Annotated in this window: 14 protein-coding genes; 7 read left to right on the top strand and 7 right to left on the bottom strand. The window is 71.8% G+C overall.

The annotated features are described in order from the left end of the window. Positions 1-320: 320 nt before the first annotated feature. Positions 321-971: a DNA-3-methyladenine glycosylase gene (locus IE217_RS02825; RefSeq protein ID WP_190176060.1), complete on the bottom strand. Its 651-nt coding sequence runs from the start codon at positions 969-971 to the stop codon at positions 321-323. 138 nt (positions 972-1,109) lie between these two features. On the opposite strand from IE217_RS02825, the gene IE217_RS02820 reads away from it, so the two are divergent. From IE217_RS02820 to IE217_RS02810, 3 genes are all read left to right on the top strand, one after another. Further along, positions 1,110-1,892, top strand: coding sequence for a sporulation protein (locus tag IE217_RS02820; RefSeq protein WP_190176059.1), 783 nt, complete (start codon positions 1,110-1,112; stop codon positions 1,890-1,892). A 67-nt stretch (positions 1,893-1,959) separates the two neighbouring features. Continuing rightward, complete coding sequence (locus tag IE217_RS02815) at positions 1,960-2,499, top strand: YbhB/YbcL family Raf kinase inhibitor-like protein (protein WP_190176058.1); 540 nt, start codon at positions 1,960-1,962, stop codon at positions 2,497-2,499. A gap of 176 nt (positions 2,500-2,675) precedes the next feature. Beyond that, on the top strand, positions 2,676-3,182 hold the full coding sequence (locus tag IE217_RS02810; protein ID WP_190176057.1) for an HNH endonuclease: 507 nt from the start codon (positions 2,676-2,678) through the stop codon (positions 3,180-3,182). 136 nt (positions 3,183-3,318) lie between these two features. Here the strand turns inward: IE217_RS02810 and IE217_RS02805 are convergent, their stop codons facing one another. The 3 genes from IE217_RS02805 to IE217_RS02795 form a co-directional block, all read right to left on the bottom strand. Next, complete coding sequence (locus IE217_RS02805; protein ID WP_190176056.1) at positions 3,319-4,278, bottom strand: SPFH domain-containing protein; 960 nt, start codon at positions 4,276-4,278, stop codon at positions 3,319-3,321. Between the two features lie 163 nt (positions 4,279-4,441). Then, on the bottom strand, positions 4,442-4,873 hold the full coding sequence (locus IE217_RS02800) for an NfeD family protein (protein ID WP_190176055.1): 432 nt from the start codon (positions 4,871-4,873) through the stop codon (positions 4,442-4,444). Between the two features lie 53 nt (positions 4,874-4,926). Next, complete coding sequence (locus IE217_RS02795) at positions 4,927-5,724, bottom strand: ABC transporter ATP-binding protein (protein WP_190176054.1); 798 nt, start codon at positions 5,722-5,724, stop codon at positions 4,927-4,929. Between the two features lie 153 nt (positions 5,725-5,877). Between IE217_RS02795 and IE217_RS02790 the strand changes: the two genes are divergently transcribed. Next, on the top strand, positions 5,878-6,672 hold the full coding sequence (locus IE217_RS02790) for an Rv1486c family protein (RefSeq protein WP_190176053.1): 795 nt from the start codon (positions 5,878-5,880) through the stop codon (positions 6,670-6,672). 602 nt (positions 6,673-7,274) lie between these two features. Here the strand turns inward: IE217_RS02790 and IE217_RS02785 are convergent. The 3 genes from IE217_RS02785 to IE217_RS02775 all read right to left on the bottom strand — a co-directional run bounded on the left by IE217_RS02785 (position 7,275) and on the right by IE217_RS02775 (position 9,475). Next, on the bottom strand, positions 7,275-7,520 hold the full coding sequence (locus IE217_RS02785) for a chaplin (protein WP_190176052.1): 246 nt from the start codon (positions 7,518-7,520) through the stop codon (positions 7,275-7,277). A gap of 175 nt (positions 7,521-7,695) precedes the next feature. Then, positions 7,696-8,337: a response regulator gene (locus IE217_RS02780; RefSeq protein ID WP_190176051.1), complete on the bottom strand. Its 642-nt coding sequence runs from the start codon at positions 8,335-8,337 to the stop codon at positions 7,696-7,698. Next, positions 8,330-9,475 carry a GAF domain-containing sensor histidine kinase gene (locus IE217_RS02775; protein ID WP_190176050.1) on the bottom strand — a complete coding sequence of 382 codons (1,146 nt, stop codon included), beginning with the start codon at positions 9,473-9,475 and terminating at the stop codon, positions 8,330-8,332. Before IE217_RS02775 ends, IE217_RS02780 begins: the two co-directional genes overlap by 8 nt. A 273-nt stretch (positions 9,476-9,748) precedes the next feature. Between IE217_RS02775 and IE217_RS02770 the strand changes: the two genes are divergently transcribed. The 3 genes from IE217_RS02770 (at position 9,749) to IE217_RS02760 (ending at position 12,613) form a co-directional block, all read left to right on the top strand. Beyond that, positions 9,749-10,444, top strand: a complete 696-nt coding sequence (locus IE217_RS02770) for an SDR family NAD(P)-dependent oxidoreductase (RefSeq protein ID WP_190176049.1) — start codon at positions 9,749-9,751, stop codon at positions 10,442-10,444. Continuing rightward, positions 10,441-11,580, top strand: coding sequence for an S-adenosylmethionine:tRNA ribosyltransferase-isomerase (locus IE217_RS02765; protein ID WP_190176048.1), 1,140 nt, complete (start codon positions 10,441-10,443; stop codon positions 11,578-11,580). The genes IE217_RS02770 and IE217_RS02765 overlap by 4 nt, the downstream gene beginning before the upstream one ends. A 298-nt stretch (positions 11,581-11,878) precedes the next feature. Next, positions 11,879-12,613, top strand: a complete 735-nt coding sequence (locus IE217_RS02760; RefSeq protein WP_190176047.1) for a transglycosylase SLT domain-containing protein — start codon at positions 11,879-11,881, stop codon at positions 12,611-12,613. The last annotated feature ends 69 nt before the right edge of the window (positions 12,614-12,682 follow it).

Raw genomic sequence — 12,682 nt, 5'->3', positions numbered from 1 at the left:
ACCCTCTCGGGCTTTCCTCCGGGCGCTTCCCTTCGGTGTTTCCGACTCTATCAGATCTTTCTCGATCCGATTCCCGGCCGGCGGGTTTGTCGTCCGGCTTTCGTGCTTTCGCCCGTCGGCCTTTCAACATTCACTACGTTAGCCGATTCCCGAGCCGATTCATAATCGGGCTCCGCGAGTTCGAATTAGGGCATGCGGACACGCCACAATCGACCCCGCTTGGGGTTTTCAGTAGGTAGTGGGTTGGCCGCTCCGGCTGCAGGCGATCGCCGTACCCGGTTCAGCGGCTCGGGACACATTACGCACCTTCGGCAGGCGAGTCAACTTCGGCGGCGGCGTGGCGCGTGGGCCCGGTACGGGCTCACCGTGGGGTCGTCGGCGATCCAGAAGCGCCACGGGTGGACGTCGCCGTTGCCGCCCTCGCCGGCCACCCCGGTGCGCGGGCCGTTGCGTACCTGATGGGAGGGGACGGGGGTGCCGGCCACGATGCGTACCGGGGTGTCGCCGGCGGCGCAGGCGTCGGTGCCGTCGAGGTCCCGGCCGACGTCGAGGGCGGTGGCCAGCCGGGCCGGGCCTTTGGCCAGTTCCTTGTCGTTGCGGGCCGAGAGCCGGCGGACGCGGGCCAGCTCGGCGCCCTCGACGATCTCCCCGGCCCGCAGCAGAACCCCACTCGCGCGGCCCTCGGGACCGCAGACCAGGTTCATGCAGTGCCACATGCCATAGGTGAAGTAGACGTACACATGGCCGGGCGGACCGAACATCACGCTGTTGCGGGTGGTACGGCCGCGGTAGGCGTGCGAGCCCGGGTCGTTGGGGCCGTCGTAGGCCTCGACCTCCGTCAGGCGGAGCGCGATCGGGCCGTCGGGGGTGGAGCGCACGAGGATCCGGCCGAGGAGGTCGGGGGCGACCTCCAGGACGGGGCGGTCGAAGAAGTCTCGGGGCAGGGGCATACGGTCCGGGGGCGCGATCATGCCGTCCGAGCGTAGTCCAGACGGGTGGGTGTCAAGGGGTGGTCAAGGTTTCCTCCCCTTGTCAGGGTGTGGGCGCGGAACCGGTGGTGGCCGTATCGCGTTTGTAGGGATCAAGGGTCCACACGTAAAGGGAGAGTCATGGCCTTCAAGAAGCTGCTCGCGAGCCTCGGGGCGGGTGGAGCGTCCGTGGAGACGGTGCTGCACGAGGTGAACGTGGTGCCGGGCGGGGTCGTCCAGGGCGAGGTGCGGATCCAGGGCGGGTCCGTGAACCAGGACATCCAGGGTCTCTCGGTGGGGCTGCAGGCCAAGGTCGAGGTGGAGAGCGGCGACGAGGAGTACAAGCAGAACATCGAGTTCACCAAGGTGCGGCTCGGCGGCGCCTTCGAGCTCCAGGCGGGGGCGGTGCACGCGGTGCCGTTCGGGCTGGAGATCCCGTGGGAGACGCCGGTCACCATGATCGACGGGCAGTCGCTGCGGGGCATGCACATCGGGGTGACGACCGAACTGGCGATCGCGCGGGCCATCGACTCCGGGGACCTCGACCCGATCAACGTGCACCCGCTGCCGGCGCAGAAGGCGATCCTGGACGCGTTCATCCAGCTGGGCTTCCGCTTCAAGAGCGCCGACATGGAGCGCGGCCACATCCGGGGCACGCGGCAGCGGCTGCCGTTCTACCAGGAGATCGAGTTCTACCCGCCGTCGCAGTACCGGGGTCTGAACCAGGTCGAGTTGAGCTTCGTGGCCGACGAGCACGCGATGGACGTGGTGCTGGAGATGGACAAGAAGCCGGGTCTGTTCAGCGAGGGCAGCGACACGTACCGCTCCTTCCAGGTGGGTCTGCACGACTACCAGGGGACCGACTGGGCGGCGTACCTCCACCAGTGGATCGCCGAGGTCGGCAGCAAGCGCAGTTGGTTCTAGGCTCGGGAACCGGTGGTTCCGTACGGGACCACCGGTAGCAGTACGTAACCGATCAGGAGGTACCGAGGTGACCGAGCTCAAGAGGCGGCCGCTCCCCCACGACTTCCATCCGCCCGTGCCGTCGTTCACGGTCACGAGCGACGACGTCCGGGAGGGGGCGACGCTCAAGGAGGCTCAGGTCCAGGCGGCGGGGAACACCTCGCCGCAGCTGAGCTGGGAGGGCTTCCCGCCGGAGACCAAGAGCTTCGCCGTGACGTGCTACGACCCGGACGCGCCGACCGGCAGCGGCTTCTGGCACTGGGTGCTGTTCGACATCCCTGCCTCGGTGACGGAGCTGCCGGCGGGTGCGGGCGGCGGCAAGTTCGAGGGACTGCCCGAGGGCGCCGTGCACGCGCGCAACGACTACGGGACGAAGGACTTCGGCGGCGCTGCCCCGCCGCCCGGGGACGGCCCGCACCGGTACGTCTTCACGGTGTACGCGGTCGACCAGGAGAAGCTGGGGCCGGACTCGGACGCCTCTCCCGCGGTGGTGGGTTTCAACCTGCGGTTCCACACGCTGGCGCGGGCGCAGCTGATCGGTGAGTACGAGAATCCCGCCGAGGGCTGACCCGCCCGCCGGCGTCCGCCGCGCAGACTGACGTTCATTGAACGTTTGCCCGCCTCTGGTCTTGGAAGTGATCGGAGGCGGGCAGTTTTTATTGCGTTGTCCATCTCGGCGCGCCCGTCCAGAGTTGATCCAAGCCCGCCAGGGGGTGGGCAGGTGCACACGGGAGGTGGGCTGGTATGCGGGACACGCTGGTGCTGAACGCGAGCTTCGAGCCGCTGTCGACGGTGACCCTGAACCGAGCCGTCGTTCTGGTGCTGCAGGCCAAGGCCGTCGTGGAGCAGGCCCACCCCGAACTGCGGATGCGGGGAGCCGCGGTGGACATACCCGCGCCGAGGGTCATCAGGCTGTGCAGATACGTACGGGTGCCATTCCGAAGACAAGCCCCGTGGTCGAGGCGGGGCGTTCTGGTGCGCGACCGGCACCGGTGCGCGTACTGCGGGCGGCGGGCGACGACCGTGGACCACGTGGTGCCGAGGTCGCGGGGCGGGCAGGACACCTGGCTGAACACGGTGGCCTCGTGCGCGGAGGACAATCGCCGCAAGGCGGACCGGACTCCGGAGCAGGCGGGCATGCCCCTGCTGCACGAGCCGTTCGAGCCGACGCCGGCGGACGCGATGCTGCTGGCTCTGGGGCACGAGGACTTCGAGGCGCTTCCGGACTGGCTGGCGCAGTCGGCCGCGTAGTGCGTACGACGGTGAGTGCGTACGAGGTGAGCGCGTACGACGGTGAGTGGTGCGTACGGCGCTGAGCCGACGGGGAGGGGCCCGTCTCCGCTGTGGAGACGGGCCCCTCCCCGCGTACGGTCGTCCGCCGGGGCCGTCAGTCGATGGACGGCTTCTCGCGGCGCTCCTGGCTGGGCACGCTGGGCGCCGTCGAGTTGCCGTTGCCGCCCGAACCGCCGCCCAGGGGGCCGAAGTTGCCCATGGCGCCGGACAGGCCCTTGAGGGCGTCGCCGATCTCGCTGGGGACGATCCAGAGCTTGTTGGCGTCGCCCTCGGCGATCTTCGGGAGCATCTGGAGGTACTGGTAGGACAGGAGCTTCTGGTCGGGGTCGCCGGCGTGGATGGCCTCGAAGACCGTACGGACGGCCTGGGCCTCGCCCTCGGCGCGCAGTGCGGCGGCCTTCGCCTCACCTTCGGCGCGCAGGATCTGGGACTGCTTCTCGCCCTCGGCGCGCAGGATCTCGGACTGCCGCACACCTTCGGCCTGGAGGATGGCGGCGCGCTTGTCGCGGTCGGCGCGCATCTGCTTCTCCATCGAGTCCTGGATGGAGGTCGGGGGCTCGATGGCCTTGAGCTCGACGCGGTTGACGCGGATGCCCCACTTGCCGGTGGCCTCGTCGAGGACGCCGCGCAGGGCCGCGTTGATCTCCTCGCGTGAGGTGAGGGTGCGCTCGAGGTCCATGCCGCCGATGATGTTGCGCAGGGTGGTGACGGTGAGCTGTTCGATGGCCTGGATGTAGCTGGCGACCTCGTAGGTGGCGGCGCGGGCGTCGGTCACCTGGTAGTAGATGACGGTGTCGATGTTGACGACCAGGTTGTCCTGGGTGATCACCGGCTGGGGCGGGAAGGGGACGACCTGCTCGCGCAGGTCGATGCGGTTGCGGATGGTGTCGATGAACGGGACGACGATGTTGAGGCCCGCGTTCAGCGTCCGTGTGTAGCGGCCGAAGCGCTCGACGATGGCGGCGCTGGCCTGCGGAATGACTTGGATCGTCTTGATCAGGGCGATGAAGACCAACACCACCAGGATGATCAGGACGATGATGACCGGTTCCATCGTCGGCTCCCCGTACCCCTTCTCCGCCTCGGCGCTTTCGGAAGATCTTATGGGCTCTTACCGCTGTTGAAGATCTTGCTGTCGAGTCTGACAGACCGTCGCTCACCCCGGAGGGTGTTCGGTTCCATTCGCGTCGGGCGTGTCAAGTCCCTGTCGTACGAGGTCACATGACGATGGCGGTGGCTCCCTCGATCTCGACGACGTCCACTTCCTGGCCCACTTCGTAGCTGAGGTCGCCGTTGAGCGCGCGGGCGGACCAGATCTCCCCGGCCAGCTTGATGCGGCCGCCGGAGCCGTCGACGCGTTCCAGGACGACGGCCTGTTTGCCCTTCAACGCGTCGATGCCGGTGGCCAGTTGGGGGTTCTGCCGACTGTGCCGGTAGGCGATGGGGCGGACGACGGCGATCAGGGCGACCGAGACCACGACGAAGGTGAGCACCTGTACGACGACGCCGAAGCCGAAGCCGGCCACGACGGCGGCCGCGACGGCGCCCACGGCGAACATGCCGAACTCCGGCATCGCGGTCACCACGAGCGGGATTCCGAGCGCGGCCGCGCCGACGAGCCACCACACCCATGCGTCGATGTCGTTCACATGGTCATGGTAGGACCGCGGGTCGTGCCACCGACAGGGCGCGAAGGGGTCGGTCAGGTGAGCGGCAGACCCTGGGCGGTCCAGCGGTCGCCGACCTGCTCGACGACGAGCGGGAGGCCGAAGCAGCGGGAGAGGTTGCGGGAGGTGAGTTCGAGCTCCAGGGGGCCGGCGGCGAGCACCTTGCCCTGACGGATCATCAGGACGTGGGTGAAGCCGGGGGCGATCTCCTCGACGTGGTGGGTGACCATGATCATGGAGGGCGCGATCGGGTCGCGGGCGAGCCGGCCGAGGCGGCGGACCAGGTCCTCGCGGCCGCCGAGGTCGAGGCCGGCGGCGGGCTCGTCGAGCAGGAGCAGCTCGGGGTCGGTCATCAGGGCGCGGGCGATCAGGGTCCGCTTGCGCTCGCCCTCGGAGAGGGTGCCGAACCTGCGGTCGAGGTAGTCGCTCATGCCGAGGCGGTCGAGGAAGGCGCGGGCGCGCTGCTCGTCGACGTCCTCGTACTCCTCCTGCCAGCCGGCGGTCATGCCGTAGGCGGCGGTGAGCACGGTCTGGAGGACGGTCTGGCGCTTGGGGAGCTTCTCGGCCAGGGCGATGCCGGCGACGCCGATCCGGGGGCGGAGCTCGAAGACGTCGGTGCCGGGGCGGCCGAGGGTCTCGCCGAGGATGGTGGCGGTGCCGTTGCTGGGGAAGAGGTAGCTGGAAGCGACGTTCAGGAGGGTGGTCTTGCCGGCGCCGTTCGGGCCGAGGATGACCCAGCGCTCGCCCTCCTTGACCGACCAGGAGACCTGGTCCACCAGAGCCCGGCCCTCGCGGACCACGGATACGTCCTGAAGCTCCAGAACATCGCTCATGAGCGCGTTGTCTCCCCTTGCAGTGTGCCGCCGGTCTCGGCTGTCGCGTACGCCTGTGGCTCGGTCCGCCACGCCGGTGGGCGCAGCCCTCAACGAATCTACGCCAAGAGATGGGCGGGCCGTTCCATCGGTCCGGTCCTTAGGGTGGGGGGCATGTTCTCGGAACCGCGCTCTGGACGCCTCGCCGCTTGGGGAAACGCCCTTTTGTCCGGACTCGTCTCACCGGACGACGCCGTGCTCGCCATCGTGGGTGACGACGCCGTCCATCGGGTGCAGGGCCTGCCCGGCGAGTCCGGCCCGGTCGGGCTGACGCTCGCGCTCGGGCGGCTGCGGGCGCTCGGGGTGGGCGCGCTGCGGGTGGCGCTGCCCGCGCCGGGCCATCCGCTGGGGCTGAGCGGCCCGCCGGAGTTCAACGCGCGTGCGCTGCAGGCCGAGGAGGCGGTGGTGTGCCACGGGGCGGCCCTCGGGCTGGTGCCCGAGGTGTACGAGGCCGGGCCGGAGGGCGATGTGCACGCCGAGGTGGTGTGGCACGTGCTGCCGGTACGGGAGGCGCCGCCCGCCGACGTGCCGTCGCTCGGTGAGGCCGAGCGGGAGCTGGCGGAGGCGCTGCGGGAGGCCACGCAGGTGCTGTCCCGGCTCGATGTGGCGGGGTCGGGGCCGGTGGCGGAGGCGGCGATCGACGCCTACCGGGCGCGGGCGGAGCGCGGGCGCGCGCAGGACGTCCTGGCGCCGGGGTATCCGCCGCGGGCGGCCCGGGTGCTCGAGATGGCGCAGCGGGTGGGACTGCTGGTGTCGCTGGCGTACGAGGGCGGGCACGGGGGTGCGGTGAGCGCGTCCGAGATGGCGGCGCGGGGGGCCGCGCTGCGGCCGGTGGAGCGGACGGCTCGGCGGGCGCAGGTCGCGGCGTACAACTCCGTTGTGGAGGAGCGGGAGAAAGGGGTGCGGTGATCTCCCGGGTGCCCCGGGTTCGCCGGGTACCCGCCCCGGGTCTCCGGGCCGCCCCGGCCTCCGGGCCTTCCCGTCCCCCCACGTCTCCGGGCCTTCCCGGTTCCCTCCGGCCTCTCGGGTCTCCCGGCCTCGCCGGTCTCCCGGATCTCCGGGTCTCCCGGATCTCCGGGTCTCCCGGATCTCCGGGTCTCCCTGGTCTCCGGGCCTTCCTGGCCTCCCCGGTCTCCCGGGCCTCCTGGCCTTCCCGGTTCTCTCCGGCCTCTCGGGTCTCCGGGTCTCCCCGGCCTCCCGGGCCTCCGGGCCTTCCCGGGCCTCCCCGGTCTCCCGGGCCTCCGGGTCTCCCCGGCCTCCCGGGCCTCCGGGCCTTCCCGGGCCTCCCCGGTCTCCCGGGCCTTCCCGGTTCTCTCCGGCCTCTCGGGTCTCCGGGTCTCCCCGGCCGCCTCCCGGGCCTCCGGGCCTTCCCGACCTCCCGCGTCGCCCCCTGAAATGGTGTGGGCGTTCCGGGGGCTGCTGCCCCCAGACCCCCGCTTCGGCCTTGACGGCCTCGTCCTCAAGCGCCGGACGGGCTGCGTCTGCCTCCCCGGGGGTCCGGGGCGGGGGCGTCAGTTGTTGAGGCCCAGGTTGCCGAAGGCGGGGTTCAGGACGCCGATGACGTTGACGCTGTTGCCGACGGCGTTGACCGGGATGTCGACGGGGGCCTGGACGACGTTGCCCGAGGCGACGCCCGGGGAGCCCTGGGCGGCGCCGCCGGCCCAGGCGCCGTCGGTGGCGGAGGCCATCGAGGCGGCGGCGGCCACGAGCCCGCCGGCCACCATCGTCACGGCCGCTGCCTTCTTGAGGTTCTTCACTTCTCAGCCTTCCTGGTGGATCACCGCGGCAGTCGCCGCGGCACGCACTGGAGAACGGCCGGCTGCGGCGGAGGATGCGCCATCCGGGTGACATTCCCACGACGGTATGAATCTCGGTCCGGAGCGGGACGTTCCGTGTTGCCGTGGGTCCTCACGAGTGGCGCCGCGTGGTGGATCAGCCGGTCACGCCGTGGCGTACGGCCCACAGGGCGGCCTGGGTGCGGTCCGCGAGGTCGAGCTTCATGAGGATGTTCGACACGTGCGTCTTGACGGTCTTCTCGGAGAGCACCAGGGCGCGGGCGATCTCGCGGTTGGAGCGGCCGTCCGCTATCAGGCCGAGCACCTCGCGCTCCCGCTCGGTGAGCGAAGTGCCCCGGCCCTGCCCGGAGTTGGTCTCCTCCTGGGACAGCAGGGCGCCCGCTACCTCCGCCTGGAGCAGGATGTGTCCGGCGTGGACGGAACGGATGGCGCCGGCGAGGGCGTCGGGGTCGACGTCCTTGTAGACGTACCCGGCGGCGCCCGCGCGCAGGGCCGGGACCACCGTGCGCTGCTCGGTGAAGCTGGTGACGATCAGCACGCGCGCGGGGTTGTCGAGTTCGCGGAGCCTGCGCAGCGCCTCGACGCCGTCCATGACGGGCATCTTGACGTCCATGAGGACGACGTCGGGCCGCAGCTCCTCGGCCCGCTCGACGCCCTCGGCGCCGTCCGCGGCCTCGCCGACGACCTCGATGTCGTCCTGTACCTCCAGGAAGGTGCGCAGACCCCGGCGGACGACCTGGTGGTCGTCGACGAGCAGCACCCTGATCGCGTCAGCCACCGGGGACCTCCATCTCGATCGCGGTGCCCTTGCCGGGCGCCGATTCCACCGTGAGCCGGCCGCCGACCCCGCTCGCCCGGTCGCGCATGGAGACCAGGCCGAGGTGGCGTCCCGCGCGTCGTACCGTCCTCGGGTCGAAGCCGGTGCCGTCGTCGGTGACGCGCAGGACGGCGCCGCAGCCGCGACGGTCCAGTGCGACGTCGACGTGCCGCGCGTCCGCGTGCCGCAGGGCGTTGTGCAGGGCCTCCTGGGCGACGCGGAGCAGGGCCTCCTCCTGGGCGGCCGGCAGGGCCCGGAAGCCGTGGGCGGCGAAGGTGACGCGCGCGGTGTGGGCGCGGTCGAGGACCTGGATCTGGGTGCGCAGGGTGGCGACGAGGCCGTCCTCGTCGAGTGCGGCGGGGCGGAGCTCGACGACGGCGGCGCGCAGTTCGTCGGCGGCCTCGGCGGCGAGGGCGGCGACCTGCTGGAGCTCGACCTTGGCGCGCGCGGGGTCGCGGTCGACGAGGGCCGCGGCGGCCTGGGCGGTCAGGCGCAGGGAGAACAGCTTCTGGCTCACCGCGTCGTGCAGTTCGTGGGCGAGGCGGGAGCGCTCCTCGGCGATGGTGAGCTCGCGGCTGCGCTCGTAGAGGCGGGCGTTGGTGAGGGCGATCGCGGCGTGCTGCGCGAGGATCGCGAGCAGTTCCTCGTCCTCCTCGGTGAAGCCGCAGGTGCCCTCCGGTTTGGCGCAGGCCTTGTTCGCGAGGAAGAGGGCGCCGATGACCTCGTCGCCGTCGCGGATGGGCAGGCCCAGGAAGTCGGAGAGCTCGGGGTGGGCGGAGGGCCAGCCCTCGAAGCGGGGGTCGGTGCGCACGTCGGCGAGGCGCTCGGCCCGGGCCTCGCGCAGCATCGCGGCGAGGATGCCGTGCTGGCGCGGGAGGGGGCCGATGGCCCGCCACTGCTCGTCGCTGACCCCGTCGACCACGAACTGGGCGAAGCCGCCGTGGTCGTCCGGGACGCCGAGGGCGGCGTACTGCGCGCCGAGCAGCTCACGGGCCGAGGCGACGATCGTCTTGAGGACGTCGCGCACCTCGAGGTGTCTGCTCATGGCCAGCAGCGCGGAGCTCACCGCGGCGAGGCCGGACCGGGGGCCGTGACTCATGCCCTCACGGTACCGGCGGGGTGTGACAGTGCGGATCGGACCTGTGGGGGGGCCGGCCAGGGCTGTGGTCCTAGGCCGGTGGTCCCGGCCGGGTGGCCTACGGCCCGCGGCCCCGGCCGGTCGTCCTAGGGCGAAGGACCGCGCGGTTCCGGGGCCGGCGACCGAGGTGGCGCGGGGCGCCGCGTTCCTACGGTGGCGGCACGCCGATCACGAGGCGGAACGCGACGGCCCGGCCCAAGGGGGGCGGGCGTCATGACGAGGGAAACGGGTGTCATGCCGGTAGCGATCATCACGGGGGCTTCGAAGGGGCTGGGGCGGGCGCTGGCCGAGGCCCTGGCCGGGCGGGGTTGGGATCTGGTGCTCGACGCGAGGGGCGGGCGGGCGCTGGCGGAGGCGGCGCGTGCGGTGGCCGGGTACGGGGCGCGGGTGGAGGCGCTGCCCGGGGACGTGACGGACGCCGGGCACCGGGCCGCCCTGGTGCGGGCGGCGCGCGGGTTCGGGGGTGTGGACCTGGTGGTGCACAACGCGAGCGCGCTGGGCGCGGAGCCGCTGCGGCGGCTGGCGGAGCTGCCGCTGGAGGGGCTGCGCCGGGCGCTGGAGGTGAACACGGTGGCCGCGCTGGGTCTGGTGCGGGAGGCGCTGCCGTGGCTGCGCGGGTCGGCCGAGGGCACGGTGATCACGCTGAGTTCGGACGCGGCCGAGGAGGCGTACGAGACGTGGGGCGGCTACGGGGCGTCCAAGGCGGCCCTGGACCAGCTGGCGGCGGTGCTGGCCGTGGAGGAGCCGTGGCTGCGGGTGTGGGCGGTGGACCCCGGGGACATGGCCACCGACCTGTACGCGGCGGCCGTACCGGAGGACGACTCGCCGCGTCCCGCGCCCGCGGACGTGGTGCCGGCGTTCGTGCGGCTGCTGGACGAGCGGCCGGCGAGCGGCCGCTACAGCGCGCCGTCCCTGCTGGAGGCGCGATGAAGCCGGCGGTGCGGGTGCCGCAGGAGCTGTCGGCGCGGGTGCCGGTGGAGCAGCGCGGGCCGGGTCTGGACCGGGGTGACGTACGGCTGCTGGTGTCGCGCGGGACGGAGGTGTCGCACCACGCCTTCGCACAGCTGCCGGGGCTGCTGCGGGCCGGGGACGTGCTGGTGGTCAACACCTCCCCCACGCTGGCCGCGGCGGTGGACGGGCGGATCGGGCACGCGCGCGTGGTGGTGCACTTCTCCTCGCCGGGGGACGACGGGCGGTGGGCGGTCGAGCTGCGCGATCCGGACGGGCGGGGGACCACGCGCGCGCGTGATCCGGGCAGGGCGCGAAGCGCTCCTCGGAAGGACGGTGGCGGGCGAGGAGCGGGCGGGCCCGCGGGTACTGAGGTGCGGCTGCCGGGGGGTGTGCGGCTGGTGCTCGAGGAGCCGCTGAGCGAGGGTGGCGCGCGGTTGTGGTGGGCCCGGGTCTCGGGGCCGGGGGGCGGGGTCCTGGGGATGCTGCGCGAGCACGGCAGGCCGATCCGCTACTCCTATACGGAGCGGGACCAGCCGCTGTCCGTGTACCAGACGGTGTTCGCGGTGCCGCCGGCCGACGGGTCGGGCAGCGCGGAGATGCCGAGTGCGGCGCGGCCCTTCACCGCGCGGCTGGTGGTGGAGCTGGTGAGCCGGGGGGTGCAGTTCGCTCCCATCACCCTGCACACGGGGGTCGCCTCGGCGGAGGCGCACGAGCCGCCGTATCCGGAGCGGTTCTCGGTGCCGGAGGCGTCCGCGCGGCTGATCGGGGCGGCCCGGGCGGGCGGCGGACGGGTGGTGGCCGTGGGCACGACGGCGGTGCGGGCGGTGGAGTCCGCGGCCGGGCCGGACGGGGTGGTGCGGGCGGCCGCGGGGTGGACGGACCTGGTGGTGACGCCCGAGCGCGGGGTGCGTGTGGTCGACGGGCTGCTGACGGGGCTGCACGAGCCGGAGGCCTCGCATCTGCTGATGCTGGAGGCGGTGGCGGGGCGGGCGGCGGTCGACCGCGGTTACGAGGAGGCCCGGGCCGGGCGGTACCTGTGGCACGAGTTCGGGGACGTGCACCTCCTCCTTCCGGAAACCACTCACACAGAGCGTTGCGACGGCAACTGGCCGTGAGGAAACCTCTCAGTCGATGTGAGGACGCACATAGGGCGCACATCACTTACGAAGGGGCATAGGAGACACACCATCCCTTGATGAACGGGGCAGACATCCCTGTCTGTCCCGTTTTGTCAGTTACCGATCCACTATCCGGCTTCGTACGTCACACCTTTGCCCTCGGATTTTGCGGCCGCTAAGAATTGCTCTCGTCGCTCAGCGCCGCGGGTTTCCGCCCCCGGCACTTGTGTGGGAAGGACCCCCTCCCGCAGTCCGGAGAGCGACCTCCGCGCTACTCGAAGAGGTCCATTTCGCCATGCCCGCAAACTTCCGCTTCCCCCGCTCCAGTCGTGACCTGACCAAGACCCACAAGATCGCCGTCGCCGGTGTCGCCGCCCTCGGCGCCGCCTCCCTCGCCTTCACCGCCGTCCCCGGCCAGGCGCAGACGACGACCACGGCCGACGCCGTCTCCGCCGCCCCGGCGCAGATAGCCTCCGCGCCCGTCAAGGAGGTCAAGGCCAGCGTCACCGACCAGCTCGCCGGCGCCAGCGTCAAGATCCAGCAGATCGATGTCAGGAAGCAGGCCGTAGCCAAGGAGAAGGCCCAGGCCGCGGCGAAGGAGAAGGCCGCCGCCCAGCACAAGGCCGAGGCCGCCCGCCACGCCAAGCAGGCCGCGAGCCGCTCCGCGCAGCGTCCGCAGATGCAGACCGTCGCCGTCTCCACCAGCTACGGCAACAACCTGGACGGCTGGATCCGCCAGGCGCTGGGCATCATGAAGCAGCACAACATCCCCGGCTCCTACAGCGGCCTGCACCGCAACATCATGCGGGAGTCCTCGGGCAACCCGATGGCCATCAACAACTGGGACATCAACGCGGTCAACGGCATCCCGTCCAAGGGCCTGCTGCAGGTCATCGACCCGACCTTCAACACGTACCACGTCCCCGGCACGTCGAAGAACATCTACGACCCGGTCGCCAACATCACGGCCGCGGCGAACTACGCCGCGCACCGCTACGGCTCGATCGACAACGTCAACAGCGCGTACTGAGGCCGGCGCGGGCCTTCGAGACACGCGGAAGGGCGGCACCCCGGTGGGGTGCCGCCCTTCGCGTGCGCG

Origin of the sequence: Streptomyces naganishii JCM 4654 (assembly GCF_014650575.1) — a bacterium.
Lineage (GTDB): Bacteria > Actinomycetota > Actinomycetes > Streptomycetales > Streptomycetaceae > Streptomyces > Streptomyces naganishii.
The sequence above is the reverse complement of the archived record's forward strand: the minus strand, read 5'-3'. Positions and strand labels throughout refer to the sequence as shown.

Bases quoted from the DNA above. Each gene is read 5' to 3' on its own strand.
- IE217_RS02825 (WP_190176060.1), bottom strand. From the start codon at position 971: ATGATCGCGCCCCCGGACCGTATGCCCCTGCCCCGAGACTTCTTCGAC.
- IE217_RS02820 (WP_190176059.1), top strand. From the start codon at position 1,110: ATGGCCTTCAAGAAGCTGCTCGCGAGCCTCGGGGCGGGTGGAGCGTCC.
- IE217_RS02810 (WP_190176057.1), top strand. From the start codon at position 2,676: ATGCGGGACACGCTGGTGCTGAACGCGAGCTTCGAGCCGCTGTCGACG.
- IE217_RS02805 (WP_190176056.1), bottom strand. From the start codon at position 4,278: ATGGAACCGGTCATCATCGTCCTGATCATCCTGGTGGTGTTGGTCTTC.
- IE217_RS02795 (WP_190176054.1), bottom strand. From the start codon at position 5,724: ATGAGCGATGTTCTGGAGCTTCAGGACGTATCCGTGGTCCGCGAGGGC.
- IE217_RS02790 (WP_190176053.1), top strand. From the start codon at position 5,878: ATGTTCTCGGAACCGCGCTCTGGACGCCTCGCCGCTTGGGGAAACGCC.
- IE217_RS02775 (WP_190176050.1), bottom strand. From the start codon at position 9,475: ATGAGTCACGGCCCCCGGTCCGGCCTCGCCGCGGTGAGCTCCGCGCTG.
- IE217_RS02770 (WP_190176049.1), top strand. From the start codon at position 9,749: ATGCCGGTAGCGATCATCACGGGGGCTTCGAAGGGGCTGGGGCGGGCG.
- IE217_RS02765 (WP_190176048.1), top strand. From the start codon at position 10,441: ATGAAGCCGGCGGTGCGGGTGCCGCAGGAGCTGTCGGCGCGGGTGCCG.
- IE217_RS02760 (WP_190176047.1), top strand. From the start codon at position 11,879: ATGCCCGCAAACTTCCGCTTCCCCCGCTCCAGTCGTGACCTGACCAAG.